This window comes from Streptomyces sp. NPDC041970 (assembly GCF_055588985.1).
Genome location: NZ_JBVJCD010000001.1, coordinates 242,313 through 265,739, shown reverse-complemented (window position 1 = coordinate 265,739; position 23,427 = coordinate 242,313). Strand labels below are relative to the sequence as shown.

General features: G+C 74.6%; 22 protein-coding genes. 6 read left to right on the top strand and 16 right to left on the bottom strand.

Annotated features, from left to right (window positions below):
- Positions 1 to 99: 99 nt before the first annotated feature.
- The 3 genes from ACZ6EJ_RS01145 to ACZ6EJ_RS01135 form a co-directional block, all read right to left on the bottom strand.
- Positions 100 to 2,274: a putative bifunctional diguanylate cyclase/phosphodiesterase gene (locus ACZ6EJ_RS01145; RefSeq protein WP_469263564.1), complete on the bottom strand. Its 2,175-nt coding sequence runs from the start codon at positions 2,272 to 2,274 to the stop codon at positions 100 to 102.
- Positions 2,271 to 3,089: an SAM-dependent methyltransferase gene (locus ACZ6EJ_RS01140; protein WP_469263563.1), complete on the bottom strand. Its 819-nt coding sequence runs from the start codon at positions 3,087 to 3,089 to the stop codon at positions 2,271 to 2,273. The genes ACZ6EJ_RS01145 and ACZ6EJ_RS01140 overlap by 4 nt, the downstream gene beginning before the upstream one ends.
- 643 nt (positions 3,090 to 3,732) lie before the next feature.
- Entirely contained in the window at positions 3,733 to 4,122 is a 390-nt protein-coding gene (locus tag ACZ6EJ_RS01135; protein WP_469263561.1) for a hypothetical protein, read from the bottom strand.
- Positions 4,123 to 4,187: 65 nt separating this feature from the next.
- Here ACZ6EJ_RS01135 and ACZ6EJ_RS01130 point away from each other — a divergent pair, with 65 nt between their 5' ends.
- Positions 4,188 to 4,952 carry a bestrophin-like domain gene (locus tag ACZ6EJ_RS01130; protein ID WP_469263560.1) on the top strand — a complete coding sequence of 255 codons (765 nt, stop codon included), beginning with the start codon at positions 4,188 to 4,190 and terminating at the stop codon, positions 4,950 to 4,952.
- Positions 4,953 to 5,123: 171 nt separating this feature from the next.
- Positions 5,124 to 5,684, top strand: a complete 561-nt coding sequence (locus ACZ6EJ_RS01125; protein WP_469263559.1) for a hypothetical protein — start codon at positions 5,124 to 5,126, stop codon at positions 5,682 to 5,684.
- Positions 5,685 to 5,776: 92 nt separating this feature from the next.
- On the opposite strand, the gene ACZ6EJ_RS01120 is transcribed toward ACZ6EJ_RS01125, so the two are convergent.
- Positions 5,777 to 6,256, bottom strand: a complete 480-nt coding sequence (locus tag ACZ6EJ_RS01120) for a hypothetical protein (protein WP_469263558.1) — start codon at positions 6,254 to 6,256, stop codon at positions 5,777 to 5,779.
- Positions 6,257 to 6,582: 326 nt separating this feature from the next.
- On the opposite strand from ACZ6EJ_RS01120, the gene ACZ6EJ_RS01115 reads away from it, so the two are divergent.
- Positions 6,583 to 7,245 carry a class F sortase gene (locus ACZ6EJ_RS01115; protein WP_469263557.1) on the top strand — a complete coding sequence of 221 codons (663 nt, stop codon included), beginning with the start codon at positions 6,583 to 6,585 and terminating at the stop codon, positions 7,243 to 7,245.
- Between the two features lie 52 nt (positions 7,246 to 7,297).
- Here ACZ6EJ_RS01115 and ACZ6EJ_RS01110 read toward each other — a convergent pair whose 3' ends face one another.
- Positions 7,298 to 8,146 (bottom strand): polysaccharide deacetylase family protein, encoded by an 849-nt coding sequence (locus ACZ6EJ_RS01110; protein ID WP_469263555.1) that lies wholly within the window; start codon positions 8,144 to 8,146, stop codon positions 7,298 to 7,300.
- 166 nt (positions 8,147 to 8,312) lie between these two features.
- Positions 8,313 to 9,509: a CapA family protein gene (locus tag ACZ6EJ_RS01105; RefSeq protein WP_469263553.1), complete on the bottom strand. Its 1,197-nt coding sequence runs from the start codon at positions 9,507 to 9,509 to the stop codon at positions 8,313 to 8,315.
- Positions 9,510 to 9,775: 266 nt separating this feature from the next.
- Between ACZ6EJ_RS01105 and ACZ6EJ_RS01100 the strand changes: the two genes are divergently transcribed.
- Positions 9,776 to 10,348, top strand: a complete 573-nt coding sequence (locus ACZ6EJ_RS01100; protein ID WP_469263552.1) for a sigma-70 family RNA polymerase sigma factor — start codon at positions 9,776 to 9,778, stop codon at positions 10,346 to 10,348.
- Here the strand turns inward: ACZ6EJ_RS01100 and ACZ6EJ_RS01095 are convergent.
- The 8 genes from ACZ6EJ_RS01095 to ACZ6EJ_RS01060 all read right to left on the bottom strand — a co-directional run bounded on the left by ACZ6EJ_RS01095 (position 10,282) and on the right by ACZ6EJ_RS01060 (position 19,201).
- A complete protein-coding gene (locus ACZ6EJ_RS01095; RefSeq protein ID WP_469263550.1) occupies positions 10,282 to 10,479 on the bottom strand; it encodes a zf-HC2 domain-containing protein in 198 nt (65 codons plus the stop codon). The genes ACZ6EJ_RS01100 and ACZ6EJ_RS01095 overlap by 67 nt on opposite strands.
- A 329-nt stretch (positions 10,480 to 10,808) precedes the next feature.
- On the bottom strand, positions 10,809 to 11,990 hold the full coding sequence (locus ACZ6EJ_RS01090; RefSeq protein WP_469263549.1) for a sensor histidine kinase: 1,182 nt from the start codon (positions 11,988 to 11,990) through the stop codon (positions 10,809 to 10,811).
- Positions 11,987 to 13,486, bottom strand: coding sequence for a sodium/solute symporter (locus ACZ6EJ_RS01085; RefSeq protein ID WP_469263547.1), 1,500 nt, complete (start codon positions 13,484 to 13,486; stop codon positions 11,987 to 11,989). The genes ACZ6EJ_RS01090 and ACZ6EJ_RS01085 overlap by 4 nt, the downstream gene beginning before the upstream one ends.
- A complete protein-coding gene (locus ACZ6EJ_RS01080; RefSeq protein ID WP_469263545.1) occupies positions 13,483 to 13,845 on the bottom strand; it encodes a hypothetical protein in 363 nt (120 codons plus the stop codon). Before ACZ6EJ_RS01080 ends, ACZ6EJ_RS01085 begins: the two co-directional genes overlap by 4 nt.
- 64 nt (positions 13,846 to 13,909) lie before the next feature.
- Positions 13,910 to 14,662 (bottom strand): LytR/AlgR family response regulator transcription factor, encoded by a 753-nt coding sequence (locus ACZ6EJ_RS01075; RefSeq protein WP_469263544.1) that lies wholly within the window; start codon positions 14,660 to 14,662, stop codon positions 13,910 to 13,912.
- 235 nt (positions 14,663 to 14,897) lie between these two features.
- Complete coding sequence (locus tag ACZ6EJ_RS01070; RefSeq protein ID WP_469263542.1) at positions 14,898 to 15,758, bottom strand: Fpg/Nei family DNA glycosylase; 861 nt, start codon at positions 15,756 to 15,758, stop codon at positions 14,898 to 14,900.
- 146 nt (positions 15,759 to 15,904) lie between these two features.
- Positions 15,905 to 17,989, bottom strand: coding sequence for a SpoIIE family protein phosphatase (locus ACZ6EJ_RS01065; RefSeq protein ID WP_469263540.1), 2,085 nt, complete (start codon positions 17,987 to 17,989; stop codon positions 15,905 to 15,907).
- Positions 17,990 to 18,100: 111 nt separating this feature from the next.
- Positions 18,101 to 19,201: a DUF6777 domain-containing protein gene (locus ACZ6EJ_RS01060; protein ID WP_469263538.1), complete on the bottom strand. Its 1,101-nt coding sequence runs from the start codon at positions 19,199 to 19,201 to the stop codon at positions 18,101 to 18,103.
- Between the two features lie 170 nt (positions 19,202 to 19,371).
- Here ACZ6EJ_RS01060 and ACZ6EJ_RS01055 point away from each other — a divergent pair, with 170 nt between their 5' ends.
- The gene (locus tag ACZ6EJ_RS01055) at positions 19,372 to 19,884 is read left to right on the top strand and encodes a DUF1990 family protein (protein ID WP_469263536.1); all 513 of its coding nucleotides are present in this window, start codon (positions 19,372 to 19,374) and stop codon (positions 19,882 to 19,884) included.
- 22 nt (positions 19,885 to 19,906) lie between these two features.
- Entirely contained in the window at positions 19,907 to 21,337 is a 1,431-nt protein-coding gene (locus ACZ6EJ_RS01050) for a lipase maturation factor family protein (RefSeq protein ID WP_469263534.1), read from the top strand.
- A gap of 29 nt (positions 21,338 to 21,366) precedes the next feature.
- Here the strand turns inward: ACZ6EJ_RS01050 and ACZ6EJ_RS01045 are convergent, their stop codons facing one another.
- Entirely contained in the window at positions 21,367 to 21,543 is a 177-nt protein-coding gene (locus ACZ6EJ_RS01045) for a hypothetical protein (protein WP_469263532.1), read from the bottom strand.
- Positions 21,544 to 21,901: 358 nt separating this feature from the next.
- Positions 21,902 to 23,386 (bottom strand): SDR family NAD(P)-dependent oxidoreductase, encoded by a 1,485-nt coding sequence (locus tag ACZ6EJ_RS01040; RefSeq protein ID WP_469263530.1) that lies wholly within the window; start codon positions 23,384 to 23,386, stop codon positions 21,902 to 21,904.
- Positions 23,387 to 23,427 lie beyond the last annotated feature (41 nt).

The window sequence follows — 23,427 nt, the reverse complement described above, 5'->3', positions numbered from 1 at the left end:
ACTCCCACCCCCCCCCCCCCCCCCCCACCCCCCCCCCCCCCCTTCCCCCCCCCCCCCCCCCCCCCCCCCCCCCCCCCCCCCCCCCCCCCCGGCGCGGGGTCAGACCGCGTCGGCCAGGAGCAGGGTGTGGATGCGGTCCGGGGCGCCGGGCCGGGCGTAGTACCAGCCCTGGGCGGTGTCGCAGCCCAGGCGGCGCAGCTGTTCGGCCTGGGCCCCCGTCTCGACGCCCTCCACGGTCACGGCCAGTTCCAGGCTGTGGGCCAGGGAGACGATGCCCTCGACGATCTTCAGGTCGACCGGGTCCGCGGGGTGCTGCTGCATCCCCCGCGTGAAGGAACGGTCCAGCTTGAGGATGCTCACGGGCAGCCGGCGCAGGTTCGCCAGGTTCGAGTAGCCCGTGCCGAAGTCGTCCAGGGCGATGTCGACGCCCATCTCGGCGAGTTGCCTCAACGGCTTGAGCAGGTCGTCGTCGGCCCCGATCAGCGCCGACTCGGTGACCTCCAGGCAGAGGGCGCCCGGTTCGAGGCCGGAGCGCTCCAGGACGTCGACCGTCTCGGCGACGAGCCGGGGGTGGTGGAGCTGGGTCGGCGACAGGTTGACGTTGATCCGCAGCGGCCCGCCGTCGCTGTGACGTTCCTGCCAGAAGTTGGCCTGCCGGACGGACTCCTCCAGCACCCAGCGCCCGAGCGGCACGATGAGCCCGGTGCGCTCGGCGAGCGGGATGAACCGGTCGGGGCCGAGCACCCCGTGCTGCGGGTGGCACCAGCGCACCAGCGCCTCCGCGCCGTGCACGGAGCCGTCGCCCAGGTGCACGAGCGGCTGGTACTCGATGAAGAACTCGCCCCGGTCCAGGGCGGTGGGCAGCGCGGTGGTCAGCCCGTGCCGGGTGATGGCCCGCGCGTCGGACTCCGCGTCGGCGAGCTCGAAGCGGTTGCCGCCCGCCGCCTTGGCCCGGTACATGGTGATGTCTGCGCTGCGCAGCACCTCGGCGGCGGTGCGCTCCCCGGCGCGGCCCTCGACGATGCCGATCGAGCCGCGCACGGTCAGGTCCCGGCCGTCGATGCTGACGGGGGTGGCCAGGACCCCCAGGATGCGGCAGGCCAGCTCGTCCACATCGTCGGCGGTGTCCAGGCCGGTGGTGAGCGCCACGAACTCGTCGCCGCCGAGCCGGGCGACCATCTCGCCGGGCGCGGTGGCGCAGCTCTGGAGCCGGTCGGCGACCTCGACCAGCAACCGGTCCCCGGCCGCGTGGCCGAGGCTGTCGTTGATGGCCTTGAAGCCGTCGAGGTCGAGGTAGCAGAGGCCGAAGCGGGCGCCGCTCCCGGCCGCGAGCGCCTTCTCCAGCCGCTCGAAGAACAGGGTCCTGTTGGGCAGGCCGGTGAGCGCGTCGTGGGTGGCCTCGTACCGCAGCCGCAGGTTCAGCAGCCGCCGCTCGGTGGTGTCCTCCATGAGGGCGAGCTGGTATTCGGGGCGGCCCTCGGAGTCGCGGAGCAGCGAGACGGTGAGGTTGGTCCACAGGACGGTGCCGTCGTTGCGGTAGTACGCCTTCTCGACCCGGTAGTGGTCGCGTTCGCCGCGTACCAGCTCGTTGTAGTACTTCCACACCTGGGGCGAGTCCTCGGGGTGGACCCACTCGTTCAGCTTGTGGCTGAGGACGTGGTGCTCCAGACCGCCGAACATCTTGGTGAGGGTGTCGTTGACCTCCAGGACCTTCCCGTCCAGGTCGGCGATGCCGATGCCGATGGCGGCGTCCCGGAAGACCGCGCGGAACCGCGCCTGCGTGGCGTGCAGGGCCTCCTCCGCGTGCGAGCGGGCGGTCAGCGCCGAGCGGGCGATGGCCTCCTGCTCCGCCAGCGTGCGTTCGCGCAGGGCGCGGGAGAAGCCGGCGGCCATCGTGTGCTGGATACGGGCGCAGCGGGCCCGGCCGTCCTCGGTGGACAGCCCGCCGGGGCCGTTGCCCCCGCAGTACAGGACGAGGTAGGAGTCGACGACGCCGAGCGTGGAGCTGAGGGCGTCCGGGTGGGTGCAGTGCGCGTCGACCAGGGCCGCGCCGATCCGCTGGGCGGGCGAGGCGTCGAAGGGGTGGGCGTGCAGGACGGCGCTCAGCTCGCGTGCCAGGGGCAGCAGGTGCTCCTCGAACTCCGGCCGGGTCAACGATGTGGCGGTCAGGGGGAAGATGGCGCGGCTCCAGATTCTGGCGAATCTCCTGAGCCGGTCTTCCGGGCCGTCCGGTTCCGCGTCCGGCTCGCCGGACGCCTGGGCGGGAATGGTCACGCCTTGCGCCCAACCCCTGCGAAGCCCGAGAAGGCGAACGGGTCTTCCCCCTGCGGCGCCTGCGGGTCCTCGGGCCGCCACTCGGGCATCGACACCAGTCCCGGCTCGACCATGGCGAACCCGTCGAAGAACCGGGCGACCTCCTGGCGCGAGCGCATGACCAGCGGGGTGCGGATGGCGTGGTAGACGTCGACCATGCCGGCCGCCTCCTTCTCGGAGCGCGGGATGCCGTCGTAGGAGGCGTGGGTCAGCACGAGCAGGCTGCCGGGCGCCAGGGCGTCGCGCAGCGCGCGGACCGCGGCGCGCGGGTCGTCGGCGTCCTCGACGAAGTGGAGCACCGCGACCAGCAGCAGGGCCACCGGGCGGTCGAGGTCGAGCAGGGCGGTGACGCCGGGGTCGGTCAGGATCTCCTCGGGGCGGCGCAGGTCGGCCGAGGCGGCGACCGCGCGGTCGTCGCCCTCCAGTACGGCCTGGCCGTGGGCGACGGCGACCGGGTCGTGGTCGACGTACGCCACGCGGGCCTCGGGGTCGGCGCTCCGGGCTACCTCGTGGACGCTGCCGAAGGTCGGGATGCCGGAGCCGATGTCCAGGAACTGGGTGATTCCCTCGCCGACCGCGTAGCGGACGGCGCGCCGCATAAAGGCCCGATTGGCCTGCACGATCTTGGGAAGGCCGGGAAGGAACTCCATGGCCTTGCGCGCGACTTCCCGGTCGACCTCGAAATTGTGCGATCCGCCCAGATAGAAGTCGTACATGCGGGACACGCTCGGCACCGTAATGTCGGTGCCCAGCGGTGCCCAGGCGGGACGCTCCATCGATGTCTCCAACAAGTCGCCACGGCGGTCCGGCCATGTTCATGGTCAGTGTTGACCAGAGGTTACTGACCGTCCGCCAGGAGAGCGAGCGGAAACGGAAATCAGCGATCCGTTATTGGTCACACTCCAGCGGCATGTACGGATGAACCGTCGCTGCCCGTGCGCGGGCGGCGACGGACCGGAACTCCGCGCGCCCATTCCCGCCGATTCGGGGCCACTTGGGGCTCCTGGCCGGTTGTTCACGGCCGTGGCGGATATTCACCGGCGCCGGGAAGAAGTCGCCCGCGCCGACGGAAACGGCATGACGACTTCCGGCGGCCCTCTGGCGTCGCCCAGGGGCCGTCACGTTCCGGCGCACCGGGCGGCGGCGGCCTCTCGACGTAAACATGAATGGACCGTTGTCCCCACGATCAGGCGAATTATCCGCACCACCCGCGTGTCCTCGGGCAACCGGCTCCATGCTCGCCCTCGTGTACGGATTACTCACTGGGCGGCTCACCGCGGCCGCCGCGCTCCTCTGGCTGGCGGCCGTTCCGCCGCCCGCACACGCCGACAGTTGCGCGGTGGCCGCGGTCGGGCGGGACGGCGCCTCCGCGGTCGCCGTGGCGGGCGGCAGGGGCTGCGGGACGCACCCCCCGTCTCCTCACCCGCCGCGGCCGACACCCTCTCCCTCCTCACCGACGCCGTCGCCGACGCCGTCGCCGTCCCCGCCGCCCCCTTCACCGTCGCCGCCGCCTCCCCCCGCGCCGTCGCCCTCGCCCTCCGCGCTCCCGCCCCCGCCGCCCCCGCCGCGCCCGTCCCCCGCGCCTCCGCCGGCCGCCGCGCCGCCGATCGTCGCGCCGCCGCCGTCCCCGTCGCCGCAGCCCCCGCCCCCGCCCCCACCGGTCCGGGCCGTGCCGAAGCCCTCGCCGCGGGCCTCGGCGCACCCGGAGCCGCCGGAGGACCGGTCCGTGGCGCTGCCGGCGTACCGGGGGCTCACCCGCAAGCAGCCGCGGAGCGGGCCGTCGCTGGTGTCCCTGACCTTGTTGATCACCGCCCCGGCGGTCTTCGCCGTGGCCGTACTGCGACCGCGGTCACGCCGCTGACCAGGAGAGACGCATGTCCGAATGGATCGTGCTGAGCATTGCCATGGCGTCCGCCTGTGCGGTCGTCCTCACCATCGCCGTCCTCAACAACCGCCGGCTCGGCGACGACGACGACCCGTCACAGACGCCCGACGTCATCGAGTACATGACGATGATGATCGGCGTGGTGTACGCGATCGTCCTGGGCCTGGCCATCGCCGGGGTCTGGGAGGGGCGCGGCGCCGCCCAGGAGTCCGTGCGCCTGGAGGCGCAGGCGCTGCACGAGGTGCGGGCCCGCGTCTCCGTCTACCCGGCCGAGGTCCGCGACCGCGTCCGGGCCGACGTCGACGCCTACGTCGACCACGTGGTCCACGAGGAGTGGCGGGTGATGTCCGAGCGGGGCGAACTCACCGCGCGCGGCGCGGAGCTGCTGGACCGGGTGCGGGCGGATGTGACCGACTACCGGCCGAGGGACGACCACGAGGGGCAGGCCTACCAACCGCTGGTCGACCAGGTGGCGGCCGCGGACGACGCCCGCGGCTCGCGGGGGCAGAACGCCGGGGCGACGATGCCCGGCGTGGTCTGGTTCGGCCTGATCACCGGCGCGCTGGTGACCGTCGGGCTGATCTTCGCCCTCCAGATCCGCAGAACCTTCCGCGAACTGCTCCTGGCGGGCCTCTTCAGCGTGCTGATCGCCTTCCTGCTCTTCCTGATCTGGGCCTTCGACTCGCCTTTCGGCCGGGGTATCGCGGCCACCACCGCGCCGTTCGTGGACCTGTTCCCGGAGGTCGCCCGCTGACGCCCCGCCCCCGGTCGGTGAGCCGGTCGGGGGAGCGCGCTGACCCATTCGCCGGACCCCGATCGCGGGTGGCGGGCCCCGCTCCTAGCGTGTCGGGCATCGAGGTGCATTTTTCCCGTCATGTGGAAATCGTTCCGCAGACTGCCCCTCGGGGAACCCGGAGGATTCACCATGCGCGCGATACGTCTCGCACCGCTCGCCCTGTTCGGCGTCGGCGCCCTGGCCCTGCTGGTCCCGCCCGCCGCCCACGCCGCGCCGGACGGAGCCACCAGCACGTTCAACCCGACGATCACCCCTTCGGTCATCGCGCCGGGCGGCCGGGTGACCCTCGGGTCCGGCGGGTGCACCGGCGAGACGACCGTCACCTCGGGCATCTTCGACACGACCGTCATCCCGAGCGGCGGCACGACCGCCACGGCCACCATCGACGCGGACGCCCGCCGGGGCGCCGTGTACGCCGTGACGTTCGCCTGCGGTTCCACGGGCACCGCGCGCAGCGTCAACCTGACGATCACCGGCGGCGCCACGAGCACCCCCACCAGGAGGCCCACCACCGTCCCGACCGTCAGCTCCACGGCCCTCGTGCCCGGCGGCGTACGCGGCGGCCTCGGCGGGAGCTCCGGCACGACCGACACCCTGGAGTTCGCCGGCGGGGCGGCCCTCGTCGCCGCCGCCACCGCGGGCGGCCTCTACTTCACCCGCCGCCGCGGCAGCACCGGCCGCCGGCACTGACCGCGCGACGTGCGGTGCACGGCAGTCGCCCCGAGTCCTGGTCCAGGGCTCGGGGCGACGGGCGTATCGGGCCGGGCGGGAGGCGCGACGCCTCAGAACGCCGCATGGCTGGTCCGCCGGCGGCGGGCGAGGAACACCGCCCCGCCGACGGCGGCCGCGGCCACCAGGCCGCCGCCGACCCGCGTCTCCACGGAGCTGGGGCCGATCGAGCCGCCGAGCCCGCCCTGCGCGCCGTTGCCGGCGAGCACGGTGAACTTGTGCGTCGCGATCCGGTCGTTGTCGCTGCACTTCACGGAGAGGTGGTAGTGCCCCGGCGTGGTGGTGGGGCGGATGTGGGCCCTGGCGTACCCGGTGCCGCCCGCGGAGAGTTCGGTCGTCGGGAACGCGTTCGACCAGACCTTGCCGCCGTGGCCGCAGCCCTGCGCGGTGATCTTCAAGGTGGCGCCCTGGTGGACCGCGTACGGGGTGACGGTGACGTTGCTCGGGCCGTTGGTGGCCGCGGCCATGGGGGCCGCGAGGCCGACGGCCGCGAATGCGGTCGCGGTGACCGCGAGAACGCGTGAAGCACGCATCGTGATGAACCTCCAGCGGGAAACGCCCCGGAGGCTTCTCCTCCGGAATGGATCGACGAGAACGCCTCCCAGGACGAACACTCGTCAGCGGACGGGGGGCACGCACCTCGGCGCTGCTCCACCCCGGTGACCCGACACGCCGTGCGCGGACCGCGCGAACTGACGGAGGCGCAGGTCACGGGGTGTCAGAAGTTTTATCCGCTCATTACTCCGATGGGCACGGGCCCGCCGTCGCCCGGTCCGGGCCGCCACCCGTTCGCCCCGCCCTGATCGCCGCCCGCCCGCGGCGCCCCTAACGTTCACAGCGTCGCGACGAAGGGAGAACCATGGGCCGGGACTACGCCGGGGACCGGCGGACCGGACGCGTGCCCTGGGGCGCGGTCGCCCTGGTGCTGCTCACCGGTCTCGCGCTCATGCGCAACGGCACGGGGTTCGGCGACGCGGGCCCGCCGCAGCCCGCCGCGGCGGCCTCGCTCGACCTCGGCGGGCGCGCCGAGGCGCCGGCCGCGCGGGGCGGGCCGGTGCGGCCGCTCCCGTACGCCCCGGCCTCCCGCGTGAAGATCCCGTCCATCGACGTGGACGCCCCCATCGTGGACGTGCACCTGGACGCCGAGGGCTGGATCGACGCACCGCCCGCCGAGGACCCCAACCTCGCCGGCTGGTACCAGAACGGCATCGCCCCCGGACAGCGCGGCACCGCCGTGGTCGTGGGCCATGTCGACAACCTGTCCGGCCCCGCGGTCTTCTACGGCCTCGGCTCGCTCCGCAAGAGCCACCGCGTCGAGGTCGCCCGCTACGACGGGCGGGTCGGGGTCTTCGAGGTGTACGGCGTGGAGGTGTTCTCCAAGGACGACTTCCCCGGCCCCAGGGTCTACGGCGACACCGGCCACGCGGAGCTGCGGGTGATCACCTGCGGCGGGGCCTACTCGAAGGCGGGCGGCTACGACGGCAACGTGGTGGTCTTCGCCCGGCTGGTCGACACCCGTTGACCGGGTCGCGGCCCCCGCGCCCCGGTCGGCGGCCGGGGCGCGGGGGTGCGGCTCAGACCCGGTGCGGCACCGTGATGCGGTAGCCGGCGTCCAGCAGCCGGGGGAGGTAGCGGCGCAGGGCCTCGACGCTCTGCGTGCGGTCGCCGCCCGCGTCGTGCGCGAGGACGACGACGCCGGGGGCCGCCCCGCCCAGCACGCGGCGGACGATCGTGTCCGTTCCGGGAGTCCTCCAGTCGAGCGAGTCCACGGTCCAGGCCAGCGGTTCCATGCCCAACTCGGCGCCGATCTCGAAGGAGTTGCGGTTCCACGCGCCGTACGGGGCCCGGTACCACAGCGGCGGGGCCCCCAGCGTCCCGTGCACCACCTCGCTGGTGCGCCCCAGCTCGTCGCGGATGGCGGAGCGGGAGAGCGGGGGGACGAGCGGGTGCGACCAGGTGTGGTTGCCCACGACGTGGCCGTCGTCCGCCATCTCGCGCAACAGGTCCCGGTTGCCGTCGGCCATCTCGCCGCAGACGAAGAACATCGCCCGGACCCGGTGCTTGCGCAGGGTGGCCAGGATGTCGGGGGTGTACAGCGGGTCGGGCCCGTCGTCGAAGCTGAGGACCATCGCGTGCCCGATGTCGGGGAGGTGTTCGAAGGGCCGGGTGCGCACCGGCGGCCGGCCGGGTCCGAACGGGGGCGGCTGGTTCGCCGTCATGGGCCGCAGGCGGTACGGGGTGGGTCTGCCCCGGACGCCCGCCGGGGGTCCCGCCGCGGCGGGCGGGGCGCCCGTGCCCCGGACGGCACGGGTGGGCGTCGACGCCGGATCGGCGAAGACCAGGTGCGGGACGGTGGCGGCGCCGAGGCCGAGGGCGACCCTCAGCAGGGTGCGGCGCTCGGGGCCGGTGTGCTCACTTCTCATGGCCAACTGCTCGCACGGCCGTGCCCCCGCCCCGGCCGCCGACACCGGCCCCCGTCCGTTTTGCACCCGATCGACGCAGCCCCGCGCGGGGCCGGGCGACCCGGCCGCGTACGCCCGGCGGCGGCGCGCCGAGCCCGGCCCCCGGAGGGAGGCCGGGCGCCGGGGGCTACTTCCCCATGACGAGCCCGTCCGCCTCCGCTCCCCGGCCCAGGACCACGCGGCGGATGCGGTCGCGGACCTCGCGCAGATGCTCGGCCCCGGCGTCCAGGGAGGCGTTCACGTTGACGGCGCGCCCGGTGGCCGGGTCGTACCACTGCGGGACGAACTCCGCCTTCGCCACGGTCCAGCGGCCGCCGGGCTCGGAGGGCGGCGCGAAGGTGAAGCGGCCCATCGAGCTCTGGTTGCCGCGGGGGTCCTGGACGCCCTCGTGGTTGATCATCGCCCCGGCGATCTGGTCGCCCATGCCGTAGACGACCCAGACGCCGTTGACCTTCTCGTACGCCTGCGGCACGTGGGCGTGGGTGCCGACGACGAGGTCGACGTCGGGGCGGCCGGCGTCGGTCGAGGCGGTGAGGCGGCGGGCCAGTTCGAGCTGCCGGCCGTCGGGCTCGTCCTGCCATTCGGTGCCCCAGTGGGCGGAGAGCACGACGACGTCGGCCCCCGCCCGGCGGGCGGCGCGGGCCTCCTCGACGATGCGCCGTTCGTCGATCAGGTTGACCGTCCACGGCTGGTCGGCCGGGACCGGGACGTCGTTGATCCCGTAGGTGTACGCGAGGTGGGCGACCTTGGCCGCGCCCTTGCCGGGCCCGGCGGCGAGGATCGTGGGACGGGCGGCCTCGGCGGCGGAGCGGGCGGACCCGGCGTGCCGGACGCCCGCGTCGTCCAGGGCGTCGAGGGTGCGGCGCACGCCCTCGGCCCCGTCGTCGAGGGTGTGGTTGGAGGCGGTGGAGCAGGAGTCGTACCCGGTGGCGCGCAGCGCGGCGGCGACCTCCGGCGGCGATCTGAAGCTCGGGTAGCCGGTGTAGGGGCCGCCGGCCTTCCCGTAGACGGTCTCCATGTGGCAGAGGGCCAGGTCCGCGCGGGAGACGACCGGGGCGACGCCGGCCAGCATCGGGGCGAAGTCGTAGCCCCGGCCGTCCGCGTCGGCGGCGGCGCGGTCGATGACGGAGGAGTGGGGCAGGACGTCGCCCGAGGCGAGGAGGGTGAAGGGGCGGGGCCCTTCGGCGTCCTGGCCGCCGGAGCCCCGCGCGGCGGGCGCCTCGTCGGGCTCGGGGGCGGGCGGTCGCTGCCCGGCGCAGCCGGTGGCCGCGGCGAGCAGCAGGGCGATGGCGGCCGCCACGCCCGGTCGGATGGGCTGGGTCATCTGCTCGACTCCCTGGAGGGATCATTACGACCACATGACCACACATATCTTCATACCGGTCGTGCAAGGAGCATGGCCGCACACCTAGCTGAACTGGTCGTACCGACCGACCCGCACGGCCCCTCGACCGTTCACCGCACCATTCGCCGCACTGAGCGACCGCTCGTCGCACACCTCGGCACACCGCCTGTTCCCGCGCCCGCGCATGGGGTCGGATACGCCCGTCGGCAACGGAGAGCCGGCGGCGACGGCGGGAGAGGGCGTCCATGAAGAGCACGGCGACGACCGATGAACGGGCCATCGCGGAGTTGCAGCGGGAACACGGCCCCGCCCTGTTCCGCTTCCTGCTCGGCCTGACGTTCGGGGACCGGCAGCGCGCCGAGGACCTGGTGCAGGAGACCCTCGTCCGGGCCTGGCAGCACCCCGAGGCCTTCGCCGCGCCCTACGCGTCGATGCGGCCGTGGCTGTTCACCGTCGGCCGCCGCCTCGCCATCGACGCGCGGCGCTCCCGGCAGGCCCGACCGGTCGAGGTCGGCGACACGGTGCTGGAGAGCACCCCCGCTGCCCAGGACACCGCGGACGCGGCCGTCCGCGCCCTGGACGTGCGCGAGGCGGTCCGCACGCTCAGCCCCGAGCACCGGGCGGTGCTGGTGCAGATCTACTTCCGCGGGCTGAGCGTCGGCGAGACGGCCGCGGCGCTCGGAATCCCCGCCGGCACGGTCAAGTCCCGCTCCTACTACGCCCTGCGGACGCTGTCGCGCACGCTGCCCGGCTACTCCCCCAGATCCTCGGCGCGGACCAGCGCGAGCAGGTCCGGGGCCTCGGCCACCTCCGCGTAGAGGCGGGTGCAGCCGTCGCAGCGCCAGAGGTGGCGTGCCACGCGGCCGGCCTCCCCCGCGTCCAGCGCGTCCAGGACGTACGCGCCCAGCAGCGGGCGGACATGCGGGTCGTCACCGGGCCCGGCGCTCATCACGGCCTCGTCTCCTCGGACCTGTCGTCCCCTTCTGCCCACGCGGGGCGTCCGCCCCCGGTTCACCGCCGCGTGAAGCCCGTGCCGAACGAGGAAGGAGGCGAGCGGGATGCGTCCCGAGGACCCCGAGGACGGTGCCGCGACGGGCGGGACCGGCGGCTCCGGACCGCCGGTGCCGATGACCTGGCCGGCCACCGGGTACGTCGCGGACGAGCTGCTGCGGAGCGGCGATCCGACCGGGCCGGCGACCCTGGAGTTCCCGCGTGGCGACCGGGGCCGCCGCTGGGGGCGCCTGGCCGTCCACCTCTGCCGAACCGGGGTGCACGGGCTCAGGAACCGTGCACCCCCGCCCGGTACTTGGGCAGTCTCACCGTGACCTTCATGCCCGCCCCGACGCCGGTCTCGATGACGAGCCCGTAGTCGTCCCCGTAGACCTGGCGCAGCCGCTCGTCCACGTTGAGCAGCCCGATGCCGGTGGAGGCGCCGCCCTCGCCCCGCAGGACCTGCCGGAGCCGTCCGGGGTCCATGCCGGTCCCGTCGTCCTCGACGACCACTTCGGCCTCCGACCCGGCGTCCAGGGCGCTGATGGTGATGCGGCTGCGGGTGACCGCCCCTTCCAGACCGTGCTTGACGGCGTTCTCCACCAGCGGCTGGAGGCACAGGAACGGCAGCGCGACCGGCAGCACCTCCGGGGCGACCTGGAGGGTCACGGCGAGCCGATCGCCGAAGCGGGCGCGGACGAGCGCGAGATACTGGTCGATGGAGTGCAACTCGTCCGCCAGAGTGGTGAACTCCCCGTGCCGGCGGAACGAGTAGCGCGTGAAGTCCGCGAACTCCAGCAGCAGTTCACGCGCCTGCTCGGGGTCGGTGCGGACGAACGAGGCGATGGCGGCCAGCGAGTTGAAGATGAAGTGCGGGGATATCTGCGCGCGCAGCGCCTTGATCTCGGCCTCGATGAGCCGGGTGCGGGAGCGGTCGAGCTCGGCCAGCTCCAACTGCACGCAGACCCAGCGCGCCACCTCCCCGGCCGCTCGGGCCAGCACCGCCGACTCGCGCGGGGCGTAGGCGACGAGCGCGCCCAGCACCCGGTTGTCCACGGTGAGCGGGACGGCGACGGCCCAGCGCAGCGGGCAGTCCAGGTCGTCGCACCCGCTGTCGAAGGCGGTGTCGCGGCCGTTGTCCAGCAGCCCCCGGAGGTGGTCCATCACGTCCTGCCCGTGGTGCCGGCCCGCCCCGTCCCAGACCAGCACCCGGTCCCGGTCGGTGAGGCAGAGGGCGTCGGTGCCCAGCAGGGAGCGCAGGCGGCGCGCGGCGCGGCGGGCGCTCTCCTCGGTGAGGCCGGCGCGCAGCGGCGGGGCGGCGAGGGAGGCGGTGTGCAGGGTCTCGAAGGTGGCGTGCTCGACGGGGGTGCCGACGTCGCTGGGGCGCGCGGGGCGGGCGGTGCGGCGGCCCAGCAGGAACGCCCCGCCGAGGAGCAGCGCGAGCAGGGCGGCGACCGAGGCCCCGGTCACCGCTCCCTCCCCGCACGCGCCGCGGTGAGGGCTTCGGGCAGGTGGAAGCGGGTCATGGCCGCGTTGGTGCCGGGCGGCACGCGCCCCGGAGTGGCGAGGGAGACCAGGACCATGGCGAGGAAGCCCACGGGGACGGACCACACGGCGGGCCAGGCGAGCAGCGCGTGCGGCCAGCCGGGCGGACGGACCGCGCCGCTGACCGTGACGGCCACCGCGAGGAGGGCGGAGCCGCCGCCCAGCAGGAGGCCCGCGACGGCCCCCGGCGGGGTGAGCCGCCGCCACCAGATGCCGAGGACGAGCAGGGGGCAGAAGGAGGAGGCGGAGACGGCGAAGGCCATGCCCACCGCGTCGGCCACCGGCACCCGGCTGACCAGCAGCGAACCGGCGAGCGGCGCCGCGATGGCGAGGACGGTGGCGAGCCGGAAGTGGCGCACGCCCCGTGCGGGCAGGACGTCCTGGGTGATGACCCCGGCGACGGCCATGGTGAGCCCGGAGGCGGTGGACAGGAACGCGGCGAACGCCCCGGCGGCGATCAGCGCCCCGAGCAGGTCGCCGCCGAGACCGCCGATGACGCGGGCGGGCAGCAGCAGGACGGCGGCGTCCGCGTCGCCGCCGTGGCGCAGCTCGGGCGTGTAGAGCCGGCCGAGCGCCCCGTAGAGCGGGGGCAGCAGGTAGAAGAGGCCGACCAGGGCGAGGACGGCGACGGTGGTGCGGCGGGCGTCGCGCCCGTTGGGGCTGGTGTAGAAGCGGACGACGACGTGCGGCAGGCCCATGGTGCCGAGGAAGGTCGCCGCGATCAGCCCGTAGGTGGCGTACAGCGGGTGGTCGGCGCGGAAGACGGTGAGCTGGTCGTCGAAGCTGATCCGGGGCCTCCCGTCGCCCTGCCAGGCCAGGACGAGGAAGAGCGCGGGGACCAGGAGGGCGGTGAGTTTCAGCCAGTACTGGAAGACCTGGACGAACGTGATGGAGCGCATCCCGCCCGCGGCGACGGCGGCGGTCACGACGGCGGCGACGAGCACGCCGCCGAGCCAGCCGGGCGCACCGGTGAGGGCGTGGAGGGTCAGCCCGGCGCCCTGGAGCTGCGGCACCAGGTAGAGCCAGCCCGCCCCGACGACGAAGGCGCTCACCAGCCGGCGGACCGGCCGCGACTCGAGCCGCCCCTCGGCGAAGTCCGGCAGGGTGTACGCCCCCGAGCGGCGCAGCGGCGCGGCGACGAAGACCAGCAGCACCAGGTATCCGGCGGTGTAGCCGACCGGGTACCAGAGCATGTCGGGGCCGTGGACGAGGACGAGTCCGGCGACCCCGAGGAAGGAGGCGGCGGAAAGGTACTCGCCGCTGATGGCCGCGGCGTTGAGGCGGGGGCGCACGGTGCGGGAGGCCACGTAGAAGTCGGAGGTCGTCCGGGAGACGCGCAGGCCGAAGCCGCCGACGAGGACGGTGGCGAGGACGACCAGGGCCACGGCCGCCCAGGACGCCGCGGGGGCGGGGGCGTTCACGGGGCGGGGCGGCCCTCCACCAGCCGGGCGAAGTCGCGTTCGTTGCGTTCGGCCCGGCGGACGTACCACCGGGCGGCGAGGACGAGCGGCGGGTGGGCGGCGAAGCCGAGCACCCCCCAGACCAGGGCGGAGCTGTCCAGCGCGGCGAACAGGAGGGGCAGGGCGCCCGCGACGAGGGCCAGCGCGCCGAAGACGGTGAGGGCGGCCCGGAGTTGGCCGCGCATCAGGGAGCGTACGTAGGCGCCGCCGAGGGCGGTCTGCTCGTCGATCTCCGACTGGGTGCGGTAGCGGGGCAGCGGGCGCACCCGCCTCGGCTCCCCCGTGACCACTTCCCGCCGGGGGGATGGCTCTGCGGACATGGGCCCGGAGTGTAGGCGTCGGCGCACCGCACTGGGAAGGCGTCCGGCCCGCGGGCCGCCCGGATCAGCGTCCGCCCTGACGCATCAGCAGGTCGCGCAGGGTGCGGGCGTGCCGGCGGCTGACGGCCAGCTCGGCCTCCCCGACGCGTACGCTCATCGCGCCCGCGTCCAGGCGCAGTTCGTCGATCCGTCCGAGGGCGACGAGGTGGCGGCGGTGTATGCGCACGAAGCCGCGCGAGCGCCAGCGGTCCTCCAGCGTGGTGAGGGGGATGCGGACGAGGTGGCTGCCGGTGGACGTGTGCAGGCGGGCGTAGTCGCCCTGCGCCTCGGCGTAGGCGATCTCGTCGACCGGGACGAAGCGGGTGACGCCGCCGAGCTCGACCGGGATCTGGTCGCCCGCACTGTCGTGGACGGGGGCGGACCGCTCCCCCACCTGTTCGGCGACCCGGCGCACGGCCTCGGCGAGGCGTTCGCGGCGGACCGGTTTGAGGACGTAGTCCACCGCCTTGAGGTCGAAGGCCTGGACGGCGAAGCCCTCGTGCGCGGTGACGAAGACGATGAGCGGGGGCGCGGCGAACCCGGCGAGCAGTTGGGCGACGTCGAGGCCGGTGAGTCCGGCCATGTGGATGTCGAGGAAGACGACGTCGATCGCGGCGGGGTCGCCGGGGCCGGCCTCCACCGCGCCGCCGATGCGGCGCAGTGCCTCGGTCGCGCCGGTGGCGCCCTCGGCGCTGCGGACGCGCGGGTCGGCGCGCAGGAGGTACAGCAGCTCCTCCAGGGCGGGTTGTTCGTCGTCGACGGCGAGTACGCGCAGCATGAGGCCGGAGTTTAAGGGCTGTCCCGCGTCGTCCCCGGTGGATCGGCGCGCGGCGTCGGACGCGGTGCATCGCGAGGCGGGGAACGTCCGCGTACGGGAGGTGTTCGGGCGCTGCGACAACACGGCGAGGCGCGGTAGCCGTCGTCGCGTGCCCGCCAGGGCGTAGGGGGCAGCCCTGCGGGGTGCGGGCGTTTCGGCGCGGGTGGTGCGCGCCTGTCCCCGGCCGCCCCGCGCCTCACTTCAGGAACTTGGAGAGCCTGCGGTCGGCCAGCGGTTTCCCGCCGGTCTGGCAGGTGGGGCAGTACTGGAGCGAGGAGTCGCTGAAGGAGACCTCCAGGATGGTGTCCCCGCAGACCGGGCAGGCCTCGCCGGTCCGCCCGTGGACCCGCATCCCGCTCCTCTTCTCGGCCTTGAGCTTCCCGGCCTCCACCCCGCTGGAGCGGGCCACGGCGTCCTGGAGGGTGGAGCGCAGGGCGGTGTACAGGCGGGTGGTGTCCTCCTCGCCGAGGTCGGCGGTGCGTTTGAAGGGGGACATCCGCGCCACGTGCAGGATCTCGTCGCTGTAGGCGTTGCCGATGCCCGCGATGATCGACTGGTCGCGCAGCGCCCCCTTGATCTGGCGGCGCGCGTCGGCGAGCAGCGCGGCGAACGCGTCGCGGTCGAAGGAGTCGGCGAGCGGGTCCGGGCCCAGGCGGGCGATGCCGGGGACGTCCATCGGGTCGCGGACGAGGTGGACGGAGAGGCGTTTGGCGGTGCCCATCTCGGTCAGGTCGAACCCGTCGCCGTCCGCGGTCACCAGCCGCAGGGCGAGCGGGCCCTTGCCGGGGCGGGGCGGGGCGGCGGGGAAGGAGTCCTGCCAGCGCAGCCAGCCGGCCCGTGCGAGGTGGACGCACAGATGCAGCCCGCCCGCCTCGATGTCGAGGAACTTGCCGCGCCGGGCCACCGAGGCGACGGTCGCGCCCTCCAGGGCGGTGAGCGGCGGGTCGTACGTCTTCAGGACGCTGATCGCCAGCGGCAGGACGCGGACGATCTCCTTGCCGGTCAGGTGGTCGTCGAGGAAGACCCGCAGGGCTTCGACTTCGGGCAGCTCGGGCATGTCTCCAGCCTGCCGCAGCCGGGGGGCGGCCGCCCGCCAGGACGCCGCGCCCCGCCGCACGGCACGGCCTCCGGGTGGTCGGAGTCGCGGCGGTACGCGGGTGGCGGTCGCCCTCGGGCCCGCCGCCGTGTCGCGGCCCGCCCGGCTCAGGGCCCCCCGCCGGTCGCGCGGCGCTCGGGGACGCGGAAGGCGCAGAACACGCATTTGCCGCTGCCTCGGGCCTCCACACCCCAGACGTCGGCGAGCAGGTCGACCAGCATCAGGCCGCGCCCCGACACCCCGGACTCCCCCGCGTCCCGGCGCCGGGGCAGGGCGCTGGAGCGGTCCTCGACGTCGACGCGCAGCCGCCGCTCGGGGCCGGTGAGCACCCGGACCGTCACGACCGCGCCGCCGTCGGTGTGCATGAGGGCGTTGGTGATCAGTTCGTCGGCCGCCAGCTCGATCTCGTCGGCGCGGTCCTCGGCCCCCCACGCGCGGACGGCGGCCCGGATCATGTGACGGGCGGAGCTGAGCGCCTCCGGATCGTTCTGGGCGACGTGCTGCTGGAGCCGGCCGCCCGGCTGGGGGGCGTGGGCGGTCCGGCGGCGCAGCAGCAGGAGGGCGACGTCGTCCTGGCCGCCGCGCCCGTCGACGGCCTCGCAGAGCTGGTCGGCCAGGCGCTGGAGGTCCTGGGGGCCGTTGGTGACGCGGGTGCAGAGCAGGTGGATGCCCTCGTCGAGGTCGGAGCCGGGCAGCTCGACCAGGCCGTCGGTGAACAGGATCATCGTCTGGCCGGGATCCAGCTCGACGGTCTCGACCGGGTACTCCAGGCGGCCGAACTCCGCCGAGAGGCCGAGCGGCAGCCCGCCCTCGGCGGGCATCCTGCGGCAGCTGCCGTCCACGTCGCGCACCAGCGGGTCCATGTGCCCGGCGCGGACGACCTGGAGGACCCCGGTGGTCAGGTCGGCCTCGACGTAGGTGCAGGTGGCGAAGCGGTCGGTGTCCAGCTCGTCGAGGAAGACGGAGGCGCGGGCCATCACCGTGGCCGGGCTGTGCCCCTCGGCGGCGTAGGCGCGCAGGACGATCCGCAACTGGCCCATGACGGCGGCGGCGTGGGTGTCGTGCCCCTGTACGTCCCCGATGACGGCGCCGACGCGGCCGCTGGGCAGCGGGATCAGGTCGTACCAGTCGCCGCCGATGTCCTGGCCGAGGCGGGCCGCGCGGTAGCGGACGGCGACCTGGGCCCCCGGCACGGCCGGGATGCGGCGCGGCAGCATCGCCTGCTGGAGCCCCTCGGCGAGGTCGTGCTCCTGTTCGTAGAGCATCGCCCGCTGGAGGCTCTGGGCGATCGAGGTGCCGAGCGCCATGAGCAGGTTGCGCTCGTCGGCGTTGAAGCCGGCCTTGTCGCCGTAGAGGAGGCCGAGTGCGCCGATCGGGCGGGCCTGGGCGATCAGCGGCAGGTAGGCGGCCGAGGTGATCCGCAGACGGCTGACGCGGGGCCACAGGTCCGGGTAGGAGGCGGCGAAGTCGTCGGCCGACTCGATGAAGCGCGGGGCGAGGGTCCGGACCACTTCGCTCATCGGGTCCTGCTCGTCCACTCGGGTGTAGCGGGCGCCGGGCCGGTTCGCGCCGTCGGGGCCGTCGGCCACGAGGTGGATGCGGCCTGACTCCAGCAGGCCCATGACGAGGCCGGCGGCGCCGAGGTGGGCCAGCCCCTCGGAGTTCTTGAGGACGGCGATGACGTCCTTCACGGTGCGGGCGTGCGCGAGCGCGGCCGTGGCGCCCTGGACCAGGCCGGTGCGCCGGCGCCGCTCGTCGTCCAGCTCGCGCCGGGCGGTGGAGTCGGCCAGCTCCTGGGTGGCGTCGCGGACGATGCCGATGATGCGCCGGGGGCGGCCCGTCGCGTCCCGCCGCACGAAGCCCTGGGTGTGGGTCCAGCGCGGGGTGCCGTCGCGCCGCTGGATGCGGAAGTACGCCCCGTAGTTCGCGCGGCCGCTCTTGAGGGCCTGGGACACCATCGCGTCCAGGCGTACGCCCTCGTCCCTCGGCACCCGCCGCGCGAGCGAGGCCGGCCGGTCGTCGTACTCGTCCGGGGTCAGGTCGAACACGTCGAGGGCCGGTCGGTCCAGGTGCATGAGGCCGGTGTCCAGATCCCAGTCGAAGCTGCCCATGCGGTTCAGGGCGAGGCTGAGGTCCGGGTGGGCGGGCCAGTCGTCGGGGCGGGACGGGGCGCCCGCTGCCCGATCATCCATGGAGGCCACTCTGTCACCCTCTGTCCGATTCTTCGAGCGGTCCGCCCGGCATCCGGGGGACGCGGGGCGGATCGATCCGCCGGGCGGGCGCGGTCGGCGCGCCGTGCGGGGTCAGCCGGCGAACGGCTCGGGGGCGTCGGGCTCCAGGTGCTCGTCCGGCTCGCCGGGGAAGACCTGCGTCGGCTCGGGCACCGCGTCGGGGTCGCCCTCCTCCTCGAACTCCCACGGCTCCCCCGGCGGCAGGGTGCCGGGGTCGTCGGGCGGCTCGGTGCCGGGGCCGCCGTCCGTCGGCGGGCAGCCGGGGTCCTCGGGGGACGAGGACGGCGGGCAGTCGGGCGCCTCGTCCGGGGCGGAGGGGGAGGCGGACTCGGCGGGGCCGGTGGGGTCCGGGAGGAACGGAGCGTCACCCGGCTCGAACGGCGGCGGGTCCTCCGGGGTCCGGTCGCGTCCGCCGCCGTCGCCGACGGTCCGCTCGATCCAGGTGCCGTCGTCCGTGTCCGCGATGACGAGGGCGGTGAGCACGTCGGCGCTGGGCTCGACGACCACGGTCCGCCCGGGGTCGAAGCCGGGCCAGCGCTCGCCCCGGTGGGCGGCCTTCCCGTCGGCGGCCGCGGGCCGCTCCAGCGGGTTGCCGCAGGCGCAGCGGACGCGCGGCAGCCCCCGGCCGTCGACCAGGACGGCGGTGCCCGCCTGGAGCACGGCCTGGAAGGCGGTCGCCGAGCCGGAACCGTAGCCGTGGCCGGTGACCCGTACGTCGGCGCGCAGGACGACGGGGGTGAGCGAGCGGAGGTAGCCGGGGACCTGTACGGCCTCGATGCCGGCCGCCCCGGCGAAGGCGCTCGCCTTGTCCTCGTGGTCCGTCAGGAGGCGGATCTGCCGTGCGACGTCGCACGAGGGCGTGGACCGGGCGCCGCCGTAGAGGCCGGGCGACGCGCCGGAGACCGGTCGGGCCGGCCGCGGGGCGGGCGGCGCCCCGGTGTCCGGCGCCGCCGGGGGCGTCGGGGAGGGCGCCGTCCGTACGGTCGACGCGGTGAAGGGGCCGGGGCCGGGGGCCCCGAGCGGCTGGAGGAGCACGTCCTCGGCCACGGCGGCGGCGGTGGTGGTGCCCTTCGCCGTCCGCTCTCCCCCGCCGCCGCAGCCGGCCGCGGCGAGGAGCACCCCGGCGGACAGCGCGGCGGTCACGGCGCGCCGGAAACGTCTGGATGAGCGCACAGGGCTCTCCCGCCTCCCGGTGGATCGGATGGATGTCACCATCTGTGCCGCACCGGGCACCGGCCCGCAAGCGGACGGACCGCGCCTTGAACGCGCTCAGCGGGTCGCCTAGGCTCGAAACACCGACCATGGGACACGGTCACACCGGGCCGCCCGCGCCAGGGGGACGCATGACCACGCTCACCTACCCCGAAGTCGGGGCCACCCGCCTCGGCCCGCTCCCCGGCGGCTACCACCACCTGCGCCACCGCGTCCGGGTCGGCCGGGGAGCGGCCGACCTCGCCGCCGCCGGCGCGGCCATCACCGAGTGGCGGATGCACCGCGCCTCGGGCGCGCGGGTCCGCGCCTCCGCGCGACGCGCGGAGCCAGGCGGGCGCGTACGGGTGTCCCTGGGCATCGGCCCCCTGCGCCTGACCGCCCCCTGCGAAGTGGTCTGGACGGCGTACGGGGAGGAGGGGCGCACCGGTTTCGGCTACGGCACGCTGCCCGGCCACCCCGAGCGCGGCGAGGAGAGCTTCGTGGCGGACCTCGCGGACGACGGCACGGTGTGGTTCACGGTCACGGCCTTCTCCCGCCCCGCCGCCTGGTACTCCCGGCTCGGCGGGCCCCTCGTGCCGGTCGTGCAGCTCTGGTACGCCCGCAGGCTCGGCCGCGCGCTGCGCCGCATCGTCGCCGTGAGCTGACGCCTGGCCGATACTGGCAGGGATGGAGTGGTTCTCAGCAGACGGCTACTGGCTGAGCAGGCTGGTCTTCCAGCGGGCCCTGGCCGTGGTCTATCTGGCCGCCTTCCTCTCCGCGGCGCTCCAGTTCCGGGCGCTGATCGGCGAGCGCGGGATGCTGCCCGTACCCGAGCTGCTGCGGCGGACCCCGTGGAGGGCCGCGCCCGGCCTGTTCCGGCTGCACTACTCCGACCGCTTCTTCGCCGCCGTCGCCTGGAGCGGCTGTGCCCTGTCGGTGGCGCTGATCGCCGGGCTCGACGGGCTGCTGCCGCTGGGGGGCGGCATGGCGCTCTGGGCGCTCCCCTGGGTGCTGTACCTCTCGATCGTCCAGGTGGGCCAGGTCTGGTACGGGTTCGGCTGGGAGTCGCTGCTGCTGGAGACGGGGTTCCTCGCGATCTTCCTCGGCTCCGGGGACACGGCCCCGCCGGTGCTGGTGCTGTGGCTGCTGCGGTGGCTGCTGTTCCGGGTGGAGTTCGGCGCCGGGCTCATCAAGCTGCGCGGGGACGCGTGCTGGCGGCGGTTGACGTGTCTGGACTTCCACCATGAGACCCAGCCGATGCCGGGCCCGCTGAGCTGGTTCTTCCACCGGCTGCCGAAGCCGGTGCACCGGGTGGAGGCGGCCGCCAACCACGTCACCCAGCTTGTGGTCCCGTTCCTGTTGTTCGCCCCGCAGCCGGTGGCGAGCGCGGCCGCCGGGCTGATGGTCCTCACCCAGCTCTGGCTGGTGCTGTCGGGGAACTTCGCCTGGCTGAACTGGCTGACCATCGCGCTGGCCCTGTCCGTGGTCGACTGGACCCCGCTCGCCGGCCCGCCGCCCGCTCTGGCGGCGCCGCCGCTCTGGTACGAGGTGCTGGTCATCGCCGTGACCGCCCTGGTGCTGGTGCTCAGCCGCCGGCCGGCGCGCAATCTGCTCGCGCGGCGGCAGGCGATGAACCGGTCCTACGATCCGCTGCACCTCGTCAACACCTATGGGGCGTTCGGCTCCATCAGCCGGATACGGCTGGAAGTGGTGGTCGAGGGCACCGCCGATCCGGTGGCGGACGAGGACGCCGACTGGCGGGAGTACGGCTTCCGCGGCAAGCCGGGCGATCCGCGGCGGCTGCCGCGCCTCTTCGCCCCGTACCATCTGCGGCTCGACTGGATGATGTGGTTCGCGGCGCTCTCCCCCGCGTACGCGCGGTCCTGGTTCGGGCCGTTCGTCGAGCGGCTGCTCGAAGGCGACCGGGACACGCTCCGGCTGCTGGGGCGCAACCCGTTCCCCGGCGCCCCGCCCCGGCATGTGCGGGCCCGCGTGTACCACTACCGGTTCACCGACCCGCGGGAGCTGCGGGAGACCGGGTGCTGGTGGCGCCGCGCCTACGTACGGGAATACCTGCGGCCCGTGTCCCGGCCCCTCCCGCCGGGGCGGGAGGGGTGAGGCACGGGCCGGGGGCGCACGCCGCGCGGTCAGTCGACGCCGGGCAGGATGTGCGGCTCGGCGAGGTCGTCCTCGTAGCCGGCCAGCCGGATCGGGGCGGATCGGGCCCAGACCTCGAGGTTCCGCAGCTTCTCGGGGCGGCCGGGCCGCTGTCCGCCGCGTTCGGCGGGGCGTGTCTCGCGCTTGGTCAGTTCCGGTGTCGTCACCGCGCACTCCTTAGTGTGGCGTCGCCCAGGGCGTCATCGCCGCTCCGGAGCCGAGGCCGGGGCGGCGACCGCCCCGCAGGGGGCAGGGCTGGGATACGTCGGTCGCGGTGGCGCCGGTTCGGGGCGGGGCAGCGGCCGGGTTTCCGGCCATGTCCCAGGACGGTCGAAGGGCCTTCGTGGGCTCCTCGATGGCGTCCGTTCGCCTCAGCGTAACCAAATGAGCGACGCTGCGCTCGATAGAACGTGTGCGGTAGGCCACTTTCCGCCACCGCATACGGCGAGAACCCGGCCAGGAGGGGTCCTGAGCCGGGTTCCGGGCCGCCGCACCGGGGCGGACGGCCTCGTTGCGCCGTTCGGGCTACCAGTTGGCGGGGGCGTAGTCCTTGAGGAAGCAGCCGTAGAGCGCCTCGCCCGCCTCGCCCCGGACGATCGGATCGTAGACCCGTGCCGCGCCGTCCACCAGGTCGAGGGGGGCGTGGAAGCCCTCCTCGGCCAGGCGCATCTTGTCCGGGTGGGGGCGTTCGTCCGTGATCCAGCCGGTGTCCACGGCCGTCATCAGGATGCCGTCCTTCTCGAACATCTCCTGGGCGCTGGTGCGCGTCAGCATGTTGAGCGCGGCCTTGGCCATGTTGGTGTGGGGGTGGCCCGCACCCTTGTAGCCGCGGCTGAAGACGCCCTCCATCGCCGAGACGTTGACGACGTAGGCGTGTTTCGCGGCGGTCGCGGCCATCGCCGGGCGGAGCCGGCTGATCAGGATGAACGGCGCGGTGGAGTTGCAGAGCTGGACCTCCAGGAGTTCGATCGGCTCGACCTCCTCCACGGTCTGGATCCAACTGTTGGTGTCGTGCAGGTCCGGGACGAGCCCTCCGGCGTCGATCGCGGTGCCCGCGGCGATCCGCGCCGGGGAGGCGGAGCCGGTGACCAGGGCGAGGTCCGTGACCTCCTGGGCGCTCAGCCCCTCCTTGCGGGCGGCGGGCAGCGCGGCCACCCGGTCGACCGTGCCGCTGCCGAAGGTGCCGATGACCTCGGCGGCCGGCAGCACGCCCGCGGGCAGCGGGGCCGACTCGGCGTTGACCAGCTCGCTGTAGGCCTGCGGGGAGCGGCGCACCGTCTGGGCCGCGTTGTTGATCAGGATGTCCAGCGGGCCCTCGGCGGCGACCGAGTCGGCCAGCGCGACGACCTGGGCGGGGTCGCGCAGGTCGATGCCGACGATCTTCAGCCGGTGTATCCACGCGTCGCTGTCCGGCATCGCCTTGAAGCGGCGGATCGCGTCGTTGGGGAAGCGGGTGGTGATGGTGGTGTGCGCGCCGTCGCGCAGCAGCCGCAGCGCGATGTACATGCCGATCTTCGCGCGGCCGCCGGTGAGCAGCGCCCGGCGTCCGGTGAGGTCGGTGCGGGCGTCGCGGCGGGAGCGGTTCTCCTTGGCGCAGGACTGGCAGAGCTGGTGGTAGAACGCGTCCACCTCGACGTAGCGGGTCTTGCAGATGTAGCAGGAGCGGGGCCGCTGGAGCACGCCCGCGATCTCGGCCTCGACGGAGGAGGAGGGCAGTACGCCCTGGGTCTCGTCGTCGATGCGGTCGGCCGAGCCCGTCGCCGTGGCCTCGGTGACGGCCCGGTCGTGGGCGGTCTTCGCGGCCCGGCGCTCCTGGCGGCGGCGCTGCTTCACGGTGCGGTAGATCCCGGCGGTGGCCCGGCGTACGGCGATGGCGTCCGGGTGGTCGACCTCGATCCGGTCCAGCTCGTCCAGCACGCTCAGGCAGACGGCCAGCCGCTCGGGGTCGATTCCCGGACCGAACTCCTCGACGTCGGGAGCGAGCTCCGGGCTGTCGTCTGTCACCGTCATTGCCGTTCCTCTGTCGTCTTCGGGCCGCGGGGCCTCGATCA

What these genes read in the sequence shown, in the direction of transcription:
- ACZ6EJ_RS01140 (WP_469263563.1), bottom strand. Translation starts at nt 3,089, where the DNA reads ATGGAGCGTCCCGCCTGGGCACCGCTGGGCACCGACATTACGGTGCCG.
- ACZ6EJ_RS01130 (WP_469263560.1), top strand. Translation starts at nt 4,188, where the DNA reads ATGTCCGAATGGATCGTGCTGAGCATTGCCATGGCGTCCGCCTGTGCG.
- ACZ6EJ_RS01125 (WP_469263559.1), top strand. Translation starts at nt 5,124, where the DNA reads ATGCGCGCGATACGTCTCGCACCGCTCGCCCTGTTCGGCGTCGGCGCC.
- ACZ6EJ_RS01120 (WP_469263558.1), bottom strand. Translation starts at nt 6,256, where the DNA reads ATGCGTGCTTCACGCGTTCTCGCGGTCACCGCGACCGCATTCGCGGCC.
- ACZ6EJ_RS01115 (WP_469263557.1), top strand. Translation starts at nt 6,583, where the DNA reads ATGGGCCGGGACTACGCCGGGGACCGGCGGACCGGACGCGTGCCCTGG.
- ACZ6EJ_RS01110 (WP_469263555.1), bottom strand. Translation starts at nt 8,146, where the DNA reads ATGAGAAGTGAGCACACCGGCCCCGAGCGCCGCACCCTGCTGAGGGTC.
- ACZ6EJ_RS01105 (WP_469263553.1), bottom strand. Translation starts at nt 9,509, where the DNA reads ATGACCCAGCCCATCCGACCGGGCGTGGCGGCCGCCATCGCCCTGCTG.
- ACZ6EJ_RS01100 (WP_469263552.1), top strand. Translation starts at nt 9,776, where the DNA reads ATGAAGAGCACGGCGACGACCGATGAACGGGCCATCGCGGAGTTGCAG.
- ACZ6EJ_RS01095 (WP_469263550.1), bottom strand. Translation starts at nt 10,479, where the DNA reads ATGAGCGCCGGGCCCGGTGACGACCCGCATGTCCGCCCGCTGCTGGGC.
- ACZ6EJ_RS01080 (WP_469263545.1), bottom strand. Translation starts at nt 13,845, where the DNA reads ATGTCCGCAGAGCCATCCCCCCGGCGGGAAGTGGTCACGGGGGAGCCG.
- ACZ6EJ_RS01075 (WP_469263544.1), bottom strand. Translation starts at nt 14,662, where the DNA reads ATGCTGCGCGTACTCGCCGTCGACGACGAACAACCCGCCCTGGAGGAG.
- ACZ6EJ_RS01070 (WP_469263542.1), bottom strand. Translation starts at nt 15,758, where the DNA reads ATGCCCGAGCTGCCCGAAGTCGAAGCCCTGCGGGTCTTCCTCGACGAC.
- ACZ6EJ_RS01065 (WP_469263540.1), bottom strand. Translation starts at nt 17,989, where the DNA reads ATGGATGATCGGGCAGCGGGCGCCCCGTCCCGCCCCGACGACTGGCCC.
- ACZ6EJ_RS01055 (WP_469263536.1), top strand. Translation starts at nt 19,372, where the DNA reads ATGACCACGCTCACCTACCCCGAAGTCGGGGCCACCCGCCTCGGCCCG.
- ACZ6EJ_RS01050 (WP_469263534.1), top strand. Translation starts at nt 19,907, where the DNA reads ATGGAGTGGTTCTCAGCAGACGGCTACTGGCTGAGCAGGCTGGTCTTC.
- ACZ6EJ_RS01040 (WP_469263530.1), bottom strand. Translation starts at nt 23,386, where the DNA reads ATGACGGTGACAGACGACAGCCCGGAGCTCGCTCCCGACGTCGAGGAG.